Source organism: Psychrobacillus sp. L3, assembly GCF_042945595.1.
GTDB lineage: Bacteria > Bacillota > Bacilli > Bacillales_A > Planococcaceae > Psychrobacillus.
The window spans coordinates 1,988,364-2,009,844 of sequence record NZ_CP168493.1; the positions used below are offsets into that span (position 1 = coordinate 1,988,364).

Sequence of the window (21,481 nt, forward strand, 5' to 3'; positions counted from 1 at the left end):
AAAGTAAGTTGTTAATAGGGTTTATTATTGAAATGTTCTTCCATGGTAGAAAATGATGATATTAAAAAGATTGATTAGTGCATCAACACTAATCAATCTCTCTGATAAAATTGTTCCCATAATGTATTGGCAGTTTAGCATGCTATATCAAGGCATATCTGTCATTTTCGGTCTTTAGAGTTTGAGTTATTAAAATATCTGTCCCATTTTTTTTATATTTGACACTTCAGACATTATTGAAATACAATGGACGTTTCTAATGCCTTGGTGCCATCAACATCACAGAGACACCAACCAAACATATAATTGCACCTATCCAGTCATATAAATCCGGTGTTTTTTTATCTACTCCCCAACCCCATAATACAGAAAGAACGATAAAAACCCCTCCGTATGCCGCATAAACCCTACCGAACGTTGGGAATGACTGAAATGTAGCGATAACCCCATATAGCGCCAAAGCTATCCCACCAAAAACACCCCAATAAACCGGTTTACTTTCCCTTAACCATAACCAAATGAGATAACCACCACCGATTTCAGCAAGTCCTGCGAAAATAAATAATATTATTGCATAAAACATATCCCAATCACTTCCTTGAACACTTATTAATTCTAATTTTTCATCCTCTATCCCGCGAATAAAGTACCTTATAAGTGTTTCCTGTCTAACGCACGGAAAATCAACAAAGATTGTCACCATTTTTAGTAATTAGATTGTTTGTTGTTTTTCCTCCAGACTACTGCGGATAGTAGAAGAACAACCCCTAAGACAAATCCTATAATTTGGTCTAGCAAAAGTTGGCCTGTTCTAAAATATCGAAGAGTAAAAGTTCCGCCAAATATTAGGATTATAATTATTGCGAATTGAATTAGAGTCGAGTTTATTTTCATTCTTTATTACCTCCAGTGATTCAGTTTGCAATTCCACTAGTTTTACCCCATTTTTTATTGCTCATTATTAGCAATTTTACCATACCAGATTTTTCATATGTTCTAATTCGTCCTATCATTTATTTGTCGAAAAACCTCTTTGATAAAATATACCTTATCTGAATAAAAGCTTTTGTTTGGTTATTTACTTAGATGCAGCATCATATATCAGATTATGCAATGAACGCTTCCACTGAGAGGAGTTTATGAAATGGAAAACTCGGAACAGAATTATGGTATGTACGAAAATGTGCCACAACCCATCCGAAATAACGGTACTGGAGGGTATGATACCGGTCCTTGGGATATTATGCGGGATCTTGAAAATCCTGAATTGCTCGTTCCACCAAAACGGATGCTGGCTTGCTCCCTAATCTAAAATTTTCGTTCTCGGACACTACCATGAAATTAAATCTAGGAGGATGGTCAAGGGAAATCACCGTTAGGGAACTATCCGTAGCTACTACACTTGCAGGTGTAAATATGAGCTTGACACCTGGTGGAGTTCGGGAATTACACTGGCATCAGCAAGCAGAATGGGCCTATATGATATTAGGTAGAGCGCGTATCACGTCAATCGACGCAGAAGGACGCAATTTCATTGCAGATGTTTGTCCAGGGGACGTGTGGTACTTTCCAACTGGTCTTCCACATTCCATTAAAGGGTTAGAACACTGCGAATTTCTGCTTGTCTTTGACGACGGGACTTTTTCGGATCTGAACACCTTATCCATTTCCGATTGGTTTGCTCACACTCCAAAGGATGTACTATCTGCCAATTTTGGTGTACCAATTAGTGTCTTTGACCACATCCAATCTGAGCAAGTCTATATCTATCAAGACAAGGTGCCTGGTCCGCTTGAAAGTCAGAAAGTCGAGTCCCCTTTTGGAACTATACCCCAAAGCTTCACACATCAGCTGCTTGCACAAAAACCATTTAAGACACCTGGGGGCAGCGTACGAATCGTAGACTCTTCTAATTTTCCTATATCTATAAATATCGCAGCTGCACTTGTTGAAATTGAACCTGGCGCAATGAGAGAATTACATTGGCATCCGAATAATGATGAGTGGCAATATTATCTCTCAGGACAGGGACGTATGACGGTATTTGCTGGGAATGGCAGTGCCCGTACATTTGATTATAGAGCTGGTGATGTCGGCTATATACCATTTGCTAGTGGACTATATTCAGATTACTGGGGATCAAACTTTATGGTTTTTAGAAATGTTCAAGAGCGATTGCTTTGTCGATGTGTCATTAAATCAATGGATTGCGCTTCCCCCTCGCGATCTGGTTAGAGACAATTTGCATGTTGTACCAGAATTATTGAATGCGCTACACAAAGTGAAATATCCGGTCGTCAAGTAGCCGGGGGGTTCCTACTATCCTAAATAATAATTGATCAGAGTTTAGTCGTTAATAAGGTGAATATTAATAATCTCGAAAACATAAAAACGAGACTTGCTCATAACAACAAGTCTCGTTTTTAAGTCAAAAGATGTTCCTCTTTCTTACAAACTGAAGAATAAAGAAGTTTATCCAAGTTATTATTGGAATCGAAAAAATCAACATTAATAAACCAGTATAACCAAAGCCAAACATTTTTGCTTCTTCATTTAAGCTATATAAAAAACAAGTTGCTGTAATTAAAACAAAAACATTTATGAAAAAAGCCAATAACATCGCCAACCGCTTGTTGTTTCTGCTTTTCAATATCTGCACAGATGCAACCGTCGATACTAAAAAAGAAAATAAAAGAATAAAGTAATTCAAATCAACACCACCACTAACTTTAAAATAACTAAATGATTTTACGAGACAGGGATGAACAGCAATATAACGAACAATAATTCCAATAATAACATTCTATATCTATTTATCTTTCAATGCTTTTACAATCATAAAATGCGGGTTCTTCATTAGTCTTTCATACTTTACTGGCTCTTTCATGTGAAATTCTTTTGTAGGTTGTGGTTCAATTACTTTTTCAAGTGTAAAGTACGCAAGGGTTTAATTCATTATTTCATGAAGTGGACGTCGATAAAATGGTACTACAATCAATTTACCTTCTCTTTCCCATTGATCAATTATCAATTCATTTGAAAAGGAATCATCGTTTTTGGACAATTTAATATCCATAAATAGGTGGTGGACTGAAAAAAGCAACTTCCCATTTGGTTTCAACATTCTGCGAAACTCGCTAAAAGGCTTGCTCCAATCCTTTATATAATGAAGAACTAAAGAGCTTACGATTAAATCAAAAGATTCATCTTCAAAAGGTAATTTATTCTCTATATCTAAACACAAAACTTCCGCGTTATCTCCAATCCGCCTTTTAGTAGCTTCTACCATGTTAGGACTAATATCTGTTGCTGTTACGTCAGAACCTAATTTAACTAACTGAGACGTATACCAGCCCGCTGCACATCCTGCATCTAAAACCTTCTTATTGCTTTTATCAGATGGAAGTTGGTTTATCATCGCTGGTCTTTCATATTCCGTATTAAATAGGCTCTATTTTATCTACATTGTGCTCATAATCATTTGCAAGCTGGTTATAGCTTTCTGTTACTTTGTTATTCATTATTCACCTCAAAAAGAAATGTTTTTTGCCTCAGTTTTACATAACTTTCTTTATTCAATAAATTACTTCAAATTACTTCTTTTTGTTTGAGTAAGATATGTCATCATGGTTATGGTTGAGAAAGGATTAGATATCATTACACTACCTGAACTAGTCCTTCGTTGGTAGCAACGCCTTATTCATTCTATAGAGCTGGATGAACGTTGCTATCGTTCCATTGGGATTGCTGTGAGTGCTATAAGACATGTTTTGATTGATCATTTCTTCCAATCGTATACACGATTGTCTCCATTACAACATCTGCACTCGATAACTTTAATATGCCTATCCCTTTTGTGGCTTTGAAATAAAGTTTGATCAAAAAAATCCCACAAGCCAGCATTTTACAAAAAAAAGAATCCATTTTGAAAAAAGATTGATCAAAATGGATTCTTTTCTAGTAGATTTAAGATTGGTTTTATAAAAAAGATTGATTATTTTCTACCAGTGTTGTGCGATAATAGCTCCAGCTTGCGGAACTACTTTATCGACATGGTTACTTATTTCACTTGCGGTATGTCAAATTTCATCAATTATTGGCCCGATAACTATTAATTACCCTTAATTTATTTGATTTGCTCCGCCAACTCTAAAATAATTCCCTCTGGCCCACGACAGTAGCATAGCTTATATTTTTCTTCATAGTTTTGTATCTCACTAAAGATTTCCATACCTTTCTTTTTCAATTTGGCAACAACGGTTTCAATATCTTCAACAGCAAATGCGATATGCCGGATACCCAGGGTATTTGCAAAAGGTTTCTGAATATCTTTTTCATCTGACGGTGAATAAAATTTGATTAGCTCTATCCATGTCTGACCGTCTGGCGTTCCCAATCCTACACACGCTACTTTAGCATCATTAAGCCCAACAGCATATCCCATCAACTCTCCTTCCATTTCCCATTCCCCTTTCACCTCAAGTCCAAAATCGAGAAAAAACTCTTTAGCGGCAGAGAGATCATTTACGATTACACCTACATGATCTATTCTATGGATATTCAATTCTCATACCTCCTATGTTCCTATTTTGCAATAACCTGTATTCTTGATAAGTTTGTTTGTAATTCTAATTCGCTAAAAACAGAAAATATCCTTCTTCAACAAACTGGCCCGATTGTAGAGCAAGAAAAAATCCTGCATATCAACACAGGATTTTTAATCAAACTTTATTATAAATTATCAATCTTTTTTACAAAACTACTCCTTTTTGGATGATTAAAATAAATTACGCTAGAATCGTTTCAGTTGTGGTTGGATTAACTTTTGTCATGAGTGAGTGTATTCAGAATTTCCAACAACCCGTGAATGAATTCCGATGTGTAAGCAACGGAGACCTTCGTTCAAGATGGTTTAGAAAAACAGCTTGAATGATAGTGTTTATACATTTTGCTGAGTACATTGATCGGGCCTAAAAGATAATAAACGCCACCGCTATGAGGACTTACTTGCTCATGGTGGTGGCGCTTATTGTATGTTTTAGTAACAATTTTTAAAGAGGTTGAAGCCTATTCATTAAGTGGAATGTCAATTTCCGCCTTACCGTCCAAATACAGCGGATAGCTATTAATATTGAAACGAATTGGATTCACTTCATTATTAAAATCAAATGTAGAGACTTCTGTAACATAAGGTTCTTCTCTGCTAAAATATGTTTCCTTTAGATTACTACTAATATCGTTGCCTTCTTGATCCACCATCCCAGAAAATAGTACCCAACCGCCAGATGGATAAGTGACTTCCAATGTATTGCGTGATGGTACTTGAACTTCAATATCTAGTTCACTCGGTACATACAGCACTTTCTTTTGCTCGAAATCTACCTCGATATAGTCGGAGCCTTTTGGAATGGCTTGAATCCTCTCCATCACTAACGTTAATTTTTTCGGCTCCCGGAAGTAATTGCTTTGTAAAAACAGGCTCACTTCGCCGTCAAGCAAATTGTGTAAGCCCCCCGAGCTATTTCTTGGTTGACCCCAATCTTCGCCATTCTCATCAATCAACCGTACCCATGTAAATTTTAGTAATTGCATCGTGTTTTGTTCGTCAGCAGCTAGTCGGATTTCTGCACGTAACGGCGAAATTTTCAACTGTTTAATGTTAATTATTTGACCATCTACGACAACGGCTTGGTTCAATTCATATACTTTTGGTTGTTGAATAGGCTTGGTGAGTATGAATGGTACAGAGAACCTTGTTTCTGTTTCTGTTGCATCACTCAAGTGTAAATTAAATTCAAATGTCATATTGTCATATGATAAATCATCGGTAGACATAATTTCAACGTTGCCTTCATGTACAGTTCCTGCACCTGGACGTGCCATGTAGGAATCTATGACACCAAATGGAATGCCTTGTTGAGACACCTCTAAAGAATTTACCCACCAATGATCAAAGGGGGATTCAAGCTGATAGAATATAGTCATACCCGAATGATCAGCCACGACACCCTGCAAAGTCAAGGTATAATTGCCCTCCGTTACCACAATTCCAAGTTCCTCATAGTAATTATTTTTGACAATGTCACTGATTCCTTTATCATAAGAAATCATGCTCACGATGGAAACAAATCCAGGTATTTTGGCCATAGCTTGTGCAAATACGGGAGACACACGAATGGAAGTGACAAACAGCAACAATATAATAGCAGCTACACTGGCAACTGAATACAGACGGCGTTTTCTCCTCTTGGTCAACCGATGTCGATACACAGCCTTTACACGTGCTTGATATAAGGCCTCATTAGGGATTTCAATCGCTTCTAATTCTTTCTTTAGCTTCTGCAAATCCTGCTCGTTCAAGTTAGTCATTTAAAGTCCCTCCTTTCCAATGAGTACGCGTAATCTTTTTAACGTCGTGTGTAGCCTCGACTTCACAGTACCTTCGGGAATTTGCTTCAGCTGTGCAATGTCCCCGTTCTTCATATCCTGGAAATATTTTAAGTAAATTAGTTCCTGTTGTTCTGTTGGCAAACTTGCGATGATATCTGCCATTTCAAATGGTCGCTGATCCGTCGATGCGATTTCCACATCATGAGTATATATAAATTTCTCTTGCTTCTTTTTCACATCTAAACAAATATTAATGATAATTCGAACAAGCCATGTTGCTATGTATGCGGGTTCTTTGACGCTATGAATTTTTTTGAAAGCTCGATACGTCAGCTCTTGTACCGCTTCAATAGCATCATGCTCATTTTTCAAGTACGCATAAGCTGTCCTATAGAGCGTATCCTCATGTCGCTTCAATAGATCCACTAACGCCTGTTCTTCACCCGCAATTGCTCGTTTTTCCAAATCCACACTCCCACCCCCTCGTTATCTATTAGACAGTTCGAAATGATAAATCGTTCATTTTATTTTTGCTCTAGAACAAAAGTGCAAGCGCCTATGACTGCCCCGGTCAGGCACGCTTTTCTGCGACGAGCTTGCGCAGGAGCAGCTTTTTCACATTTGCCCCCGAGGGGCAAGGCGCTGGAGTCTGGACGTAGAAACTCATGTAGAAAGTTATCTATATGCCATAGATTTTATAGTTTCCTAAGCAATAAAAAACGAGTTCAACCACGATAGTGAACTCGCTATCCAACTTCCTTTATCAGCAAGGAAAGAAGGTACATTAATAATCAAATTTTAAGTATCAGGTTCTTATTGAATTCAGAATGGTATTAGAACTTAGTACTCGACACTTATAACTATCTATTACGACATCGTTTTCTGGAGTTATAACGATCACTAATATTACTTTATTTTCTTTTAATAAAATAGTAAGCTCCTCTGTAAAGTAAATATGTAACAATATTTAGGGGAAATAAAATAATTAACTGTAATGCCGAATGAATGCAGACGAATAAAAATAAATCCCAATATGCTTCACCAGGAGGAAAATCCTCTGACTTTGATATATCTACATTAATATAATTAATAAAATAAAAAATGAAAATGGAACAAAAGTAACCTATGTATGCAAAGATACAATGCAGATAAAATTCGATTCTAAATTTACTAAACCAAAGGATTAAATTAATAGACACAATAATTAAAGGAACGAAAAAAAGAAGAAAAATGGTAATTCCCTTTTTGTCTATTAACATCAAAGCGTAGAAACATTGAGCTATGCCAATAAAAATAATGTTTGTCAAAATTACTAAAATAACTGGTGAAATACTGTTTTTTTCTATTATGCAAACCTCTTTTCTAAATGTTAGGTGCTAAGTTATCATTGAATTCAGAATTATTCCAGAACCTGGTACTCGAATTTTTTTGTTCATCAAGGAATCAAGCTTTGGATTCTCTGCCATGCGCTTATTAAAGATACGAGGGGAATTAATATAGCCAATATCAGATTACTTTTAAAGATTGCCTTCAAAACATGCATTCCATTTCGGACGTACATGACGATTAAAGTCGCTGATATACTTACGAATGAAAAGATCATCCACAAAAAATCATTTTGTCTTTTAACTTCATATTCGATTTCTTCAACTTTCCATATGTTATCTCTTCCAAATGATATGGTTTGGACATTTTTTTTTTTCCAATAAAACTAAATGATTTGATCGTTATTTCCTCTTTTTGCGTGGATACAATTTCATAACCATTTGGTAAAAAAGAAGCTTGGTATACGAGGATGTACGACAAACAGCAGAGGATGATCATAACGAAAAAATATGAAATAATTGGTTTTAATTTTCTTGTAAAAGTTTTCTTCATTTTTTTATTGGTCCCCAATTCATGTTTTTCTTTCACTACTTTCGATCCGCAAAATCTCTAATTTCAGCATTAAATATATACATTTAATTATTCTCCCTAGCAACAATAAAATCCTTCTTTAACAGGTAAATTTGGATATAAAAAAACCAAACGCATGCACACGTTTGGTCTTTCTCTTTTAAAATTAGGTGCAACTTGTAGTTAGTATTTAACTCTTCTAACTGAATAGTATACGTAATTTATTTAAGACATTTTTTTGCGATATGCTTCTTCGAGTATTAATTGTAGATTCTCACTTCTTTTGGTAATAAATGAAGTCCAAAATGTTTTTCCTATTTCAACAAGCTGTTCAGGAGTATAAACATTATTTTCGAATTTTCCCCAACAACCATCCATTGTTAACTTATCCCAAAAGATATAATCGGCAAACTTTCGATTTTCTGGCGGTATGTCGGAACCCATAGATTCAAGCTTTACTAAATCTGGACATAACCACATAGCAGTACATACTGATAGCAACCCTCCATGGATTTCGTTAAGTCCTTCTAGCCCTGCTTCCTTTAAAGCTTCTTCCCATGCTAAATGACGATAAGTAGTAATTAAAATTAGCTCTGGGTACTTATAGTTCATATGTTTTACAAAAGATGCTTCCCAGTATGCTCCGCCATGCCCATTGCATAAAACAAACTTTTTAAATCCTTGTCTCTTTAAATTAACGATTATTTCTTCCAACATTGTAGTTAAAACAATTGGGCTCACGGTAATTGTTCCCTTACAATTAGCATGCTCTTCAGAAGTATTAAAAGGAATTGTTGGTAGTACATAAGCATTTAATGCTTTTCCAAATGATTCAGCATACATTTCTGCAATTAAAGTATCTAAATGCATTGGTAAGTATGGTCCGAACTGCTCGGTAACTCCAACAGATAAAATAGCTGTTTCTGTTCCACTTTCTACAATCTCTTTTGTTGAATTTTTATAACTCAGCATAAAAGACCTCCGTAATTTTATTGTTTCTACATCTAGTCTCAATTCCACCATAAAGTTCATCTATGAATTATTTCATAATACTAATCTATTTCGTTAAAGAGACCAATCATATGTATAGGTTCGATCAGTTTGTTATTATCATTTTGCAAACTCATTCGACCTTAATGGATTGATATATTCTATTAATCGTTTCCAGATGAAGTGCTTCATGGTAAAAGCTAAAGAGAAATGTTTCTCCAAGTGTGTGAAAAGTGACGCCAAAATGGTTCGTAAATGGTTTTGGTAGCTTTTTATGCAAATTCCCTTGAAGAGATTCTTGGATTCTTATTTTTTGTTCAGATAAAACGGAATAAATGTCAGCTAATGACGGAGGTGTTTCTTTCCAATCAGCTGGCTTAGTTCCTGCTCTAAAAAATTCTCTATATTCGCTCGGAAGATTTATCTTTTCATCTAATACTCCATAAACCAGGTATTCCTGAATATATGCTAAGTGGCCGAAATTCCAGCGAATATTGTTATTAAAACCTTTTGGTACTATATCCGCAAGCTCTTCTGGTGTCTTTAGAATTGATTGCTCCGTTATTCCTCGCACTGTTTCCATATGGTGAAAAATTGTTTGTTCCATTTGAAATTCCCCTTTTCTACTCGAAATTAGATTCCACTCAATTATCAAAACTGTATATTAGTTTATATTTGCTTTATATAGTTTGTTATTAACTTGAATTGCTATTGCCTCTTCTATATTTTTATCCTTTACTTTGAAAATTTTACTCGGACTTTTATATGGGTTTTGGTCTTCCGAGTAAGACACAATTTCGTGAATTTGAGTAACTTTTCCTATTTGTTCTTCAACCTCGTTAGTAGATAATGTTTCATCGGTCATTAGATAGGTAAAGTTGTCTATTTTAATTACGGCTGGTGTAGTGTTTGTAAATTCAGCACTGCTTAATTTGTTCGTATTACATCCTGAAAGTAAAATAGAAACAAGAATTAAACCTATTGTTATTGCCTTTTTCAATGTATTCACCTCCAACTAACCCACTAGCACCAAGAATTAATATTTTTTTCAATATAAAACCTCCTCTAAATATCTTTATATACTGAATGTTGTGTACCATGTTCTTATTAACTTCAGAATGAAGTTAGAACCTGGTACTCGATATTCCCCTGTATTCAAAGAAAATTCATTTGGGCGAGGTTATCAATTACAATGCCAGATTCTATATAACTTCTCACCAATTTCCAAGAGCCATTTTTATCTTTTTTAAACGTTTGAAAAAATAAATTACCTGTTTCTAATCTTTTCCCCTGAACAATCAAAGTAGCTGTTAGTATTACCATTGTTTCCCCATCTTTTAAAGGAAATATTGAAATTTCATCTAACTTCCACTGCGCTTTGTTTTGTATCATAAAATGAAAACCCTGTTTCCATCCTTCTATTGATTCTTCATAGCCAAAGTCTATTATTTCATCATCTCTTACTTCCCTGGCTTGATAATCCTTTGCTATTAACTCTTCTATTTTCTTTATTGATGAAGCTTTCCAAACTTCTATATAAGTATCAAGAAACTGTCGGAACGAATTCATCCAAAAAACCTCCTAAAAAGTTGTTGGGAAAAAATTTTTATATCTATACAGATTCATTACTCCAATTTACAACAGTTACAATAAAAACATTAATTTTCTCCAAGCATAAAATGTGATGAGTATGTTAAAGTATTCGAAAATTAGTGTATTTGTTTTGTTCTTCTAAGAAGTATCTGAAAGTGTCCTATTCTCTTAACTCATATTGTTAGAGTAACACTAGTTCAATAAAAACTCTGTAGTAAGATATGCAGTTATTATTACTATTGGAATCCATCCTGCCCAAGCAAAATAAATATAATATCCCTTAGAATCATCATCCGATTTTTTTATTAAATAGCCTCTGTAACTATATATAACTAGAATAAATAATGATAACCATAAATAAAGAGGAATAGGATTTAGACTGCGATAGTTACCATTCTCGTAAATAGTTATATTTGCCATAATACTTCCAATAGTAAATATAATGCTAATTAATATCGTGGTAAAAGTTCCTTTTTTATTGAACTTAGTTTGTTTTATTTTCTTTGGTAGCTTAAATTTCTTTTTTACCAATGCTGTTAGGACGTAAACACTACTCACTAACAGACCGCAAATGACAATTGCTAGCCACATCACATTTCTCACCTTTTACTTCACAGAATTTCTGGTGCAATTTTATTAGAAGCGTTTGAAGAAATATCTTTTCATTCTAACGTAATCGCACGATATATTCTTTTAATCGCTTCCATATGCATTGCTTCATGGTAAAAGCTAAAGAGAAATGTCTCCCCTCTAGTATGAAATGTGATGCCTAATCGATTTGTAAATGGAGTTGGTAGCGTCTCGTTTATATTTCCTTCAATAGCATCCCTTATTCTTGATGTTTGTTCGGTTAACACAGAAAGAATATCTGCTAGTGATGGCGGAGTTACTTTCCAGTCAGCTGGTTTAGTTCCACCGCTAAATAGTTCTTCATAGTTGCTTGGTACATTCATCTTTTCCCCTAAAACTGCAAATACTTGCCTCTCCTGTATAAACGCAATATGACCGAAATTCCAACGAATACTATTGTTAAAACCTTTAGGTACGATATCAGCTAACTCTTCTGGTATCTTTTTTATAGATTCCTCTGTTATGCCACGTACTGTTTCCATATGTTGAAATAATGTTTGTTCCAAATTAACTCCACCTTTTTTATTTTTTTAGTTTTGCAATACTATCTATAAATACTTTAGCCTTTACTTTTCATTCGCGCTCCTCTACCTAATATACCTATTCCACAATTAGGAGAGAAAACCCTTTTAAAACAAGAAAAGCAGGTTTGGTGAGATACTTTCATTGGTTAGCGGAATACTCATATATATGAACACGACATATTTTCATGTAGCTCCAACCTTCTTCCTCAGGAAAGAGATCAAGCAACCAAAAAAAGATCGAACCGGTATAAAGGTTCAATCTTTCCATTATTTCTTATGTCCACCAAGCAATCCAGCTCGTTTTATCGCTGTTCCTGCATCTGTATAGGACACTGCACGTAAAATTGCAGAGGAGCCATATTTGCTTCGCAAGTCATCCATTGTTTTTCCTAATTTCCGTACTTTCCATTTATCTTCTTCAAATAAGCTTAGTTGCATCGAGTGCTCCGGTTCTAAATTCGTTAAGGATATCGATAATCTGCGAACGGGACGATGATCATAAAACTCGTCAAAAATCCGATCACATACTTTATATATTTTCATCGTGGCATTCGTTGATTCTTCAATTGAGCGAGAACGGTCAAATCCTCCTCCAAAAGCCTCTTTACTATATCCAACAGCAAGATGTATCGTTCTTCCAACCATTTCTGCCTCTCTTGCACGTCTTGCCACGTCTTCACACATCTCAAGTACTACCGCCATCACTTCTTTTTTCGTTCGGTAATCACGAAACAGTACTTGCCCTTTTCCATAACTAATTTGTCCTTCTACTAGCGGTGCACCAAGCTCGGATAGATCAACTCCCCAAGCATGGTAATATAGCTGGTTTCCTATTACACCAAATTTACTTTCTAATATTTCTAAAGAAGTGTGCGCTAATTGCCCTACAGTGAAAATACCCATATTATTTAATGTTTTTTCGAGACGTGAGCCAATTCCCCACATTTTACTTAAAGGGGAAATCGGCCACAACTTTTTGGGAACATCTTCATACATCCATTTGGCAAAACCTGTTTTTTTCGCATCTAAATCTAGCGCAAGCTTCGCCAGTAGCATATTCGGTCCCATTCCAACTGCACATGGCAATTGAAATTGACTATACATCCCATCTTGTATGCGCTTAATTGTATTCTCTACTGGTCCCCAAAGTTTTTCGGTTCCTCCTAAATCAGCAAAACATTCATCTACGCTATACACATGAATCGCTTCATTTGGAACAAACTGATTTAAGTAACGGACTATTTCAACGGAAACTCGAACAAAAAATTCCATTTTCGGCTCAATTAAATGAATAGACGGATGATCTGGAATTTCAAAGAGCCTAGTTCCTGTTTTCACCCCAAATTCTTTTTTCATTCTCGGCGAAGCAGCCAGTACAATACTCCCCTTTTGCTCCAAATTACCAATCACAGCAATAGGTGTTGTCATCACATCGAGCCCAGCATCCGCTGCCGCACAACTTGCGAAAAAGCTTCGCATATCAATGCATATAATTTTTCGATTTTCTAACCCTTCGTACATATTATTCACTCCCTCTAAAAGGAACATTCGTTCTTAATAGTATATTACAAACGTTCGTTCTTATTCAATGGTAAATAATAGTTTTGCTTTTACAAAAAAAGGCTTATCGAGACTATTTCAGACACAAACGCAACCAATCACTATGTAAGTGAGACTAAATGTAGCAGAACCGAGACCAATACAAAAAGAGTGCGTTTTGAAATAGATAAATCAAAACACACTCTGGTAATGGTCTATTAAATTTTTCTAGCATTTTTAGTACAACGGTATATTTCTTAGATGAATGTCACTTAGCTTTTTAGGTAAGCTTCAGAAGAAATATACCGTTCTCTCATTATGTTGCGATGATGCAGTTCATGACCAGCAATGATAACGATAAGTGCACGGACCGATATTTCAGAATTGTTTGCTGTTCCACGGCGCAGCAAATCTTCGCTTGATAGACTTTTAATTAAATGAATGGTTGATTGGCGAACTACATACAAATTTTGAAGAAGGTCCTCTACTGACTGTTTATCAAAAGATGCATTTTGCACATATTCATTATCATTATAACCAGGAAGAGCAACAGTTTCGCCTCGAGCAATGGAGAGTAGCCTAAATCCCATGATACGCTCCGTATCTGCCATATGCCCTATCACTTCTTTTAAGCTCCATTTTTCAGGAGCATAACGAAAATGAGCTTGATGATCAGAAATGTCCTGAAGTAACGCAATTGTTTCTTCCATTTGTTGAACTAAAGTTTGTATGAAATCCCCATCAGATACCAATTCTACATAGGTTGAATAATAATGTGCGTATTCATTTTTCCCTAGCAACTTTTGCATATATATTCTCCTTTATATTTAATACTTTTATATATTCCCCAGTCCCCAAATAGTTCCTTTATTTGATTAAACTAAGAGTTGTCTAAACAGTACACTAGCAACATTGTAATTGAAAAAGCACCTCTGTTTAAAAATGACACTTTTTATAAAGATTTATCGCTTTATCACTAAGACATTTAAAGATGGATACCTACAGTTTTGGCATATTTCTTTTTTCATTTTTATAAAGTAGTTGTAACTTTTCTTCTAACTGCTGCTGATTCCACTCGATTGTTTTATCTGACACAAAGGCTATTTTCTTTCGCTTAGGAATCTTCACTTGACCACTCACAGCCCTTGTATACCCTTCAATCATTGCGGAAATAGCTAAAATGAGCAATGCAAAGCAGATAGCCGGAGCAAGTGGAAGCCACGGAGCACTTTGCAGATAACGAAACGAGGAACCAAAAAGTCCAGCCCATTCATATGCAATCGATTTTGGCGGATCACCAAACATCGGATCATAAGTAACTTTCGTTCCCCCAACAAATAATTTAAGAAGCCCCAAATGGGTGAATACAACCAACGTTTCCACCACCTGCTGACCATATAAAACAAATAATTTCTCGCGCATCATTGGAAATAAATGTCGTATAATAATTCGTCGACGACTAGCACCAAGAGTTTTGGATGCTAAAATATATTCCTCTTGATACAGTAAATTCGCTTCGTTGCTAATTAACGAAGCAACAATTGGTACCGTAATAACCGCCATTAGAATGACTTGAATGATAATGCGTTCCCAAACTGTTGTGGAAAATCCCTCAATTGGTTGCCATAGAACAGGTGATAACATAATATAAGCAAAAATGGTCATTGGTACGTAATGGAGTGGATCGATAAAACTATTAATCACAGAACGATTCTTTTGCCAATACGTACCAATTGCGAATCCAAGTGGTACTGCAATAAACATTCGAACTGCAGCAACACTCATTGCAGCTATAATTGTATATTTTGCACCAAGCATAATTTTTGCCAACATATCATAGCCGTATTGGTCGGTTCCAAGTGGACGCACCCAGCTAGGTGACAAGGGAGCTGCCTCCACTAAACGTCCGTTCACGTACACAAAAAACGTTTGTTTCGGATCCGGTCCGAAAATCCACTCAAACACAAAACTTCCAACCAAAAAGAAGGCAAGTACGGCAAACCCAAAAATAAAATATGGCTGCTTCCAAACGGATTTCATTCGAAAGCACCTCCCCGGTTCAAACGGCGTAAGAAGTACCATTCACCAAAGCTATACAAGAAAAAAATAGGCAAGAAAAAGCTACAAACGGTAATTAAAAACAGCCCTCCGGATAAATGTTCACTCAGGTGAAACATAATGCCCGGCATATTAAACATTCGCTCTAAAATAAATAGATTCGAAAGCATGTACCACATCGTCTTTTTGGATTGAAAAAATATACTAATAATGGCATTTTGAAAAATATGTATAAGTAAAATTACCAATTTACTAAAACCAAGAGACTTTGCAAGTTCAACATACATCTTACGTTCTTCTGCCTCAAACGTAAGCATACATAAACGATACAACTGAACCATTGGTAAAATCATTAAGCAAAAAACAGGTAACATATAAATCTTGTCACCACCGGTAACAGCAATTTTCGACACAAAAATACCCGTATGCTTATGAATCATAATAACCGTTAATTGAACAAGTAAAATAACTAAAATGTCCGGTAAAGATTCCAAAAAGAAAAAGATTGTTTTAATTCTCTGCCTAACTTTCTCTTTATATAACATTGTGATAATCGTAAATGAAAGTGCCAAAACAATGGCAACCACTAAAGAAAGAACAAGTATTTCCAACGAATAACTTATATACTCCACGATATGTAAACCGGAATATTGGTTAAAAAAGTCGGAGAGTGGAAAGATTGCAAGTAACTGCTGTCCATACTCCCTCCACCAAAATTCCCCTTTTTGAAAACCTGTTATTAATATAGGTAAACCACTAAGCAGCAAAATGCCGATGAATGCAACCACCAATTGAAGCACCCATTTAATAAAACCTTTCACAAAAAATCCCCCTGTTGTCCGAAAATTATGATGAAATTATCATAACATAGTAAACAATAAGAAAAGAAAGATTTTGGTAGATTCTATTTTATGTAAGAAGGAAGTTTCCCCATTATTATAAAATGCCAAGAGATAGTGTGATTAATCCCTTGGCATTCTTATGTGATAAAGATTTCAATTTTAATTTAAAATAAACGATTCAAATTTGCCATTTCAATTGCCGATACTGCAGCATCATAGCCTTTGTTTCCGACTTTTGTACCAGCACGTTCAATCGCTTGTTCAATTGTTTCCGTAGTTACGATGCCGAACATAACTGGAACACCTGTAGATAAACCGACACTTGCAATGCCCTTAGCAGTTTCATTACATACATAATCGTAGTGAGTAGTAGAACCACGAATAACAGTACCAAGACCGATAATAGCATCATATTTTTTCGTTTCTGCCATCTTTTTTGCAATAAAAGGAACTTCAAATGCACCAGGTACCCACGCAACATCTACATTTTCCTCGGCAACGCCATGACGCTTCAAACCATCCAATGCACCGTCCAATAATTTACCATTAATAAATTCATTAAATCTACCAACAACTACACCAATTTTTAAATCTGTACCTATTAAATTTGCTTCAAATACTTTTCCCATTCTTCATCTCTCCTATTAGTTCATTTTTATTTTATGAATCAAACTGCCTGTTCTTGTTCATTTAGATATTTCACTAATGCTTCAATCGTTACAAACTTTAAATTATGGGTCTCCGCAATAGTATGTAATTCTGGAACTCTCGCCATGGAACCATCCTCACTCATAATTTCACAAATGACTCCGGCAGGTTGAACTCCACAAAGTTTAGCGAAATCAACAGCAGCTTCCGTGTGACCAGGACGTTCGAGCACACCATTTTCTTTTGCAACAAGTGGGAACACATGACCAGGTCGGCGGAAATCTGAGCTAACTGATTCTACATTTAATAGCTGTAACATCGTTTCGGAGCGCTCAAATGCGCTAATACCTGTTTCCGTCGTTTTATAATCGATACTGACAGTAAAGGCTGTTTGATGATTATCCGTATTGTGTTGGACCATCGGATTCAAATCAAGACGATCCGCTAACTTTTGGGTTATAGGTGTGCAAATCAACCCACGACCATACGTTGCCATAAAGTTAATGTTTTCTGGTGTCGCATAATCTGCCAGCACTAGAAAATCTCCTTCATTTTCTCTACTTTCATCATCTACAACGATAATGATTTTCCCTTTTTTTAAATCTTCTACTGCTTCTTCAATTGAATTGAACATATGTAACGTACCGCCTTTTCGTTAGAATCCATTTTGCCTTAAAAAGTCCATCGTGATCGGCGAACTTTCTTTCTTTCGCTCCAAATGATTTATCACATACTTTCCAAGTAAATCATTTTCAATGTTCACTACTTCATGCTCCCGTTTAATGCCGAGAAGTGTTTCACTAAATGTAAGTGGAATAAGGGAAACTGTCAGCTGCTTTGGCTTTATATCGAAAATCGTTAAACTAATACCATCTACTGCAACCGAACCTTTTAGCATACAGAATTTACTTAGCTCTTCACTAATGCCAATATCCACGTATACGGCATTTTCTACTTTTCTTTTTCTTAAAATGATTCCTGTTCCATCCACATGTCCAGAAACAAAGTGACCGCCAAATCGACCGTTTGCAGGCATTGCACGCTCCAAATTAACCGCATGACCAATTTGCAAAGATTGAATGCTTGTAGACTTTACTGTTTCTGGCATAACATCCACTGTAAAAAGAGTATTGGAAAAGGAAATCACTGTTAAACAGACACCATTAACCGCAATACTATCGCCTAAATGGATGTCTTCTACAATCTTTTTGGATTCCAACGTTAACTGCATACTATTTGGTCCGCTTTTCATCGATTTAACTTTGCCTAAATCTTCTACAATTCCAGTGAACATAAAATACACCTCTTTTCTATTTCGAAATTTTTATTCAAAAATAAAACCCCATAGAAACATCTCTACGGGGGATTTAGGGAAATTATGTTTTACGCGTCAACAAATAAACCTCTTGAAGTAGTATTTTTCTCCATAAGGAAATAAGCTTGTTCGAACATCCTTCTCCCATCCAGACTATACTGTCGGCTTTGGAGTTGCACCAAATCCTGCCTTAAAGAAGGCTCACGGGCTTAGAATTTCTTCATCACCGTCGATTGGGAATTTCACCCGACCCCGAAGGACTACATGTATGAAATTTTGCTAGGTTTTATTCAAAAATAAAACCCCATAGATATATCTCTACGGGGTGATTAGGAAAATTACATTTTACGCATCAACAAATAAACGTATGGAAGTGCATTTTTCTCCATAAGAAAATAAGCTTGCTCGTACATCCTTCTCCCATCCAGACTATACTGTCGGCATTGGAGTTGCACCAAATCCTGCCTTAAAAAAGGCTCACGGGCTTAGAATTTCTTCATCACCGTCGATTGGGAATTTCACCCGACCCCGAAGGACTATTCATCTATAAAAAAATTATAGCACTTTAAGAGAAAATTTTCATGTATAAAAATAAACATAAATTGTTTAATTTCTCTTCTTAAAGGTGGTAACAAAAAAGACAGACTTTTATCAGACTGTCCTTCTACTTTTTTTACATATTATTCTTTTACCAGTTTAACCATGTAAGACATTGCTTCATTTATGTCAACATGTTCTAGATACTCCCATGTCTTGTAGTTCATCGCACCACCAGGTTTAATGTCGGCAAGTGTAAGTCCGGTATTCTCCAATAACATTTTCAAATCTTGAGGAGAATAACATCTTAAAGATTGAGTAACGTTTCCATCCCCATCAAACCATGAATCAAGCATGCGGCAATTCATAAAATCAAAGTCATACTTTCGAAGTGTACTTCCTATCCTCATCTCTTGGCCTGCAACACTTGCCCAATACCAAGGAGTATAAATATCTATTAATATACAACCATCGGGTCTTAGCCAATTGCCCATTCGTTTTAATAATTTGTGTTGATCTTGATCATCGCCAATGCCGAATCCATCTATATAGCAAATGACGTCAAAGGATTTATCAAGTTCGACCTCATAAAAGTCCCCTTCTATGATTTCAAGAATGCCTATTAATCTATGTTCGCTATTCAGCTTTTTCATGTTGTCAATTCGAGAGGATACTAGCTCTATTGCAGTGACATCATATCCTTTTTTAGCAGCTGTTATTGCAAACTCACCGCCTCCAGCACCTAATTCCAAAATGGACTAGAAAGGGCTAGAAGCAAAAGTCTCTATTTTCGTCAATATTTCCTCATGCTCTTCGTTCTGGCCAGTTGAGCCTTCTTTATATAATTGAAATTGTTTGTCGTAAAAATTCTTTACCCATTCCATACTGAACACTCCTTATTCAACATTTTTATCATTCAATAAGGTCGATCAGGATGAATCAATTGTAAAGCAGAATATAATGCCCTCCAATAACTTGTAGCTTAATAGATTATATCACAGATTATTAAGAAAATTATATGCTATGTATGAGTCGCCTCCTTCCGCTCCAAACAATAATCCTAATAAAGTAAGAGTATACTTCATCAAATCAATTAACTATTGTACTTTCTTTTGATTATCTAGCAAGCAGAAACTGAGAAAAAATTGATAATATCTAAGTATAATGAGGCAGGGAGTTCTGCGGGAATAGCAAATATAATTGCTACGAAAGCGAAGCGGCAGGAGCATGAGCGGAAGGCCACGCAGGAATACAGTGAGGCTACTGAAAAGTGTCATTCTAATAAATTTTTCTAAAAATGTATTTTGTGATTATTCTTCGCAGGGAAATTTAACTACTCAGGTTTAGTGCTCTATCATTCGCTTTCCACGAGACTGGGCGCCTGATCCTACTCCTTTTTCTCAGTCTACATAATCGTAGTATGTAGAGTTAGTGATATTCCGAAAAGTGGTTATTCCAACTAAGCAGATAATATTTCCAACTAAATCATCTTTTTTCCAACTAAGCGTCTCATTATTCTAACTAAAACTTCAATTTTTCCAACTAAGCCAATTTCCCTTTCCAAAAAGAGTGTACAGACTCATTTCAAGGATACTGAAAAAGAGTAATTCTAGTAAATTTGCTAATAAGTAGTTTTTCCTGCGATTAATCGCCGTAAAAAAAATTGCCGCCGCGCTAAATTATACTATTTGAAGAAAAGATTCAGGGAATAACTACTATAAAAAATAATAATATAGAGTTTTTCAGTGTTCTCAATGCAGTGACGAGAAGATTGAAGCCATGCCCGCGAAAATCAACGGTATTTCTAAGTAAAAGAACCAGGCGTCTTTTTGCCCGATTTTTCTTATCAATCTAAAGAATTAAGGAAAAAAAGATTTTGGTGTCATATTGTTAAGAATAAATGTATATTTTATTTTAATAAAATTTTATTGTTATTCGATAAATTCGGCGTTACAATATTCATATAAATCAAAAATTGAGGTGTTTTTTATGAAGCAAAGTACAACTACTTTTTTAAAGGGTACTATTTTTATTACTGGAATTATAGTTCTCAGCTTGTTTACATTTTTGTTACCGGGATTAGCAACCGATGCAGCTGAGATGAATCCAGGGTATACTTATTTAAGATTTCCTGTTCTAATAGGTTTATATATTACTGCAATACCATTTTTTCTTGCTCTTTATCATGCATGGACGCTATTAAATTATATCGAAAGTGAAAATGCTTTTTCAAAACTATCTGTAATGGCATTAGGACATATAAAGAGCTATGCAATTTTAATAATTATCTTATACGTAATAGGGCTATTTATGTTGATGTTACAAAATGCGTTGCACCCTGGAATAGCAATTATTGGTACAGTGATCATTTTTTCAACTCTAGTTATTTCAGTCTTTGCTGCGGTTCTTCAGGAATTGTTAAGAAGTGCACTTGAAATAAAATCAGAGAATGATTTGACAGTCTGCGGTGATGAAATGTCTATTATCATTAATGTAGATGTAATGTAGGCTAAGAGAAA

22 protein-coding genes, 2 pseudogenes and 2 riboswitches are annotated in these 21,481 nt (G+C 35.5%); of the genes and pseudogenes, 2 read left to right on the plus strand and 22 right to left on the minus strand.

The features are described 5' to 3' along the window. Positions 1–256: 256 nt before the first annotated feature. Positions 257–583, minus strand: coding sequence for a YnfA family protein (locus ACEPXD_RS09705; RefSeq protein WP_391123136.1), 327 nt, complete (start codon positions 581–583; stop codon positions 257–259). Between the two features lie 561 nt (positions 584–1,144). Here ACEPXD_RS09705 and ACEPXD_RS09710 point away from each other — a divergent pair. Further along, positions 1,145–2,305 (plus strand): annotated as a pseudogene (locus ACEPXD_RS09710) (oxalate decarboxylase family bicupin). A 642-nt stretch (positions 2,306–2,947) separates the two neighbouring features. Here the strand turns inward: ACEPXD_RS09710 and ACEPXD_RS09715 are convergent. From ACEPXD_RS09715 to ACEPXD_RS09815, 21 genes and pseudogenes are all read right to left on the minus strand, one after another. After that, the gene (locus ACEPXD_RS09715) at positions 2,948–3,418 is read right to left on the minus strand and encodes a class I SAM-dependent methyltransferase (RefSeq protein WP_391115767.1); all 471 of its coding nucleotides are present in this window, start codon (positions 3,416–3,418) and stop codon (positions 2,948–2,950) included. 338 nt (positions 3,419–3,756) lie between these two features. Further along, entirely contained in the window at positions 3,757–3,924 is a 168-nt protein-coding gene (locus ACEPXD_RS09720) for a hypothetical protein (protein ID WP_391115768.1), read from the minus strand. A 202-nt stretch (positions 3,925–4,126) separates the two neighbouring features. After that, positions 4,127–4,564 (minus strand): VOC family protein, encoded by a 438-nt coding sequence (locus ACEPXD_RS09725; RefSeq protein WP_391115769.1) that lies wholly within the window; start codon positions 4,562–4,564, stop codon positions 4,127–4,129. Positions 4,565–5,067: 503 nt separating this feature from the next. Further along, entirely contained in the window at positions 5,068–6,369 is a 1,302-nt protein-coding gene (locus ACEPXD_RS09730) for a DUF4179 domain-containing protein (protein ID WP_391115770.1), read from the minus strand. Continuing rightward, positions 6,370–6,861: a sigma-70 family RNA polymerase sigma factor gene (locus ACEPXD_RS09735; RefSeq protein ID WP_391115771.1), complete on the minus strand. Its 492-nt coding sequence runs from the start codon at positions 6,859–6,861 to the stop codon at positions 6,370–6,372. 1,128 nt (positions 6,862–7,989) lie between these two features. Then, on the minus strand, positions 7,990–8,268 hold the full coding sequence (locus ACEPXD_RS09740) for a hypothetical protein (protein WP_391115772.1): 279 nt from the start codon (positions 8,266–8,268) through the stop codon (positions 7,990–7,992). Positions 8,269–8,511: 243 nt separating this feature from the next. After that, positions 8,512–9,258, minus strand: coding sequence for a creatininase family protein (locus ACEPXD_RS09745; protein ID WP_391115773.1), 747 nt, complete (start codon positions 9,256–9,258; stop codon positions 8,512–8,514). A 151-nt stretch (positions 9,259–9,409) separates the two neighbouring features. Continuing rightward, the gene (locus ACEPXD_RS09750) at positions 9,410–9,883 is read right to left on the minus strand and encodes a DinB family protein (protein ID WP_391115774.1); all 474 of its coding nucleotides are present in this window, start codon (positions 9,881–9,883) and stop codon (positions 9,410–9,412) included. A 57-nt stretch (positions 9,884–9,940) separates the two neighbouring features. Beyond that, entirely contained in the window at positions 9,941–10,276 is a 336-nt protein-coding gene (locus tag ACEPXD_RS09755; protein WP_391115775.1) for a hypothetical protein, read from the minus strand. A gap of 155 nt (positions 10,277–10,431) precedes the next feature. Continuing rightward, on the minus strand, positions 10,432–10,845 hold the full coding sequence (locus ACEPXD_RS09760; RefSeq protein WP_391115776.1) for a flavoprotein: 414 nt from the start codon (positions 10,843–10,845) through the stop codon (positions 10,432–10,434). A 216-nt stretch (positions 10,846–11,061) separates the two neighbouring features. Then, entirely contained in the window at positions 11,062–11,460 is a 399-nt protein-coding gene (locus tag ACEPXD_RS09765; RefSeq protein ID WP_391115777.1) for a DUF4181 domain-containing protein, read from the minus strand. Positions 11,461–11,531: 71 nt separating this feature from the next. Beyond that, a complete protein-coding gene (locus tag ACEPXD_RS09770) occupies positions 11,532–12,005 on the minus strand; it encodes a DinB family protein (protein ID WP_391115778.1) in 474 nt (157 codons plus the stop codon). 285 nt (positions 12,006–12,290) lie between these two features. Beyond that, positions 12,291–13,544 (minus strand): DNA polymerase thumb domain-containing protein, encoded by a 1,254-nt coding sequence (locus ACEPXD_RS09775; protein WP_391115779.1) that lies wholly within the window; start codon positions 13,542–13,544, stop codon positions 12,291–12,293. A gap of 290 nt (positions 13,545–13,834) precedes the next feature. After that, the gene (locus tag ACEPXD_RS09780) at positions 13,835–14,371 is read right to left on the minus strand and encodes a DinB family protein (protein WP_391115780.1); all 537 of its coding nucleotides are present in this window, start codon (positions 14,369–14,371) and stop codon (positions 13,835–13,837) included. Positions 14,372–14,561: 190 nt separating this feature from the next. Next, positions 14,562–15,602, minus strand: coding sequence for an ABC transporter permease (locus ACEPXD_RS09785; RefSeq protein WP_391115781.1), 1,041 nt, complete (start codon positions 15,600–15,602; stop codon positions 14,562–14,564). After that, positions 15,599–16,441, minus strand: coding sequence for an ABC transporter permease subunit (locus ACEPXD_RS09790; RefSeq protein WP_391115782.1), 843 nt, complete (start codon positions 16,439–16,441; stop codon positions 15,599–15,601). The genes ACEPXD_RS09785 and ACEPXD_RS09790 overlap by 4 nt, the downstream gene beginning before the upstream one ends. 185 nt (positions 16,442–16,626) lie before the next feature. Then, positions 16,627–17,091 carry a 6,7-dimethyl-8-ribityllumazine synthase gene (ribE, locus tag ACEPXD_RS09795; RefSeq protein ID WP_151700061.1) on the minus strand — a complete coding sequence of 155 codons (465 nt, stop codon included), beginning with the start codon at positions 17,089–17,091 and terminating at the stop codon, positions 16,627–16,629. A 65-nt stretch (positions 17,092–17,156) separates the two neighbouring features. After that, positions 17,157–17,744 (minus strand): annotated as a pseudogene (ribB, locus tag ACEPXD_RS09800) (3,4-dihydroxy-2-butanone-4-phosphate synthase); the annotation flags it as partial. Positions 17,745–17,765: 21 nt separating this feature from the next. Further along, positions 17,766–18,404, minus strand: coding sequence for a riboflavin synthase (ribE, locus tag ACEPXD_RS09805; RefSeq protein ID WP_391115783.1), 639 nt, complete (start codon positions 18,402–18,404; stop codon positions 17,766–17,768). A gap of 153 nt (positions 18,405–18,557) precedes the next feature. Beyond that, positions 18,558–18,689, minus strand: a riboswitch (FMN riboswitch). 144 nt (positions 18,690–18,833) lie between these two features. Further along, a riboswitch (FMN riboswitch) is annotated at positions 18,834–18,965 on the minus strand. Positions 18,966–19,105: 140 nt separating this feature from the next. Further along, positions 19,106–19,714 (minus strand): class I SAM-dependent methyltransferase, encoded by a 609-nt coding sequence (locus ACEPXD_RS09810; protein ID WP_391115784.1) that lies wholly within the window; start codon positions 19,712–19,714, stop codon positions 19,106–19,108. A gap of 6 nt (positions 19,715–19,720) precedes the next feature. Next, complete coding sequence (locus ACEPXD_RS09815; RefSeq protein WP_391115785.1) at positions 19,721–19,846, minus strand: hypothetical protein; 126 nt, start codon at positions 19,844–19,846, stop codon at positions 19,721–19,723. Between the two features lie 1,105 nt (positions 19,847–20,951). Between ACEPXD_RS09815 and ACEPXD_RS09820 the strand changes: the two genes are divergently transcribed. Beyond that, positions 20,952–21,470, plus strand: a complete 519-nt coding sequence (locus tag ACEPXD_RS09820; RefSeq protein WP_391115786.1) for a DUF2975 domain-containing protein — start codon at positions 20,952–20,954, stop codon at positions 21,468–21,470. The last annotated feature ends 11 nt before the right edge of the window (positions 21,471–21,481 follow it).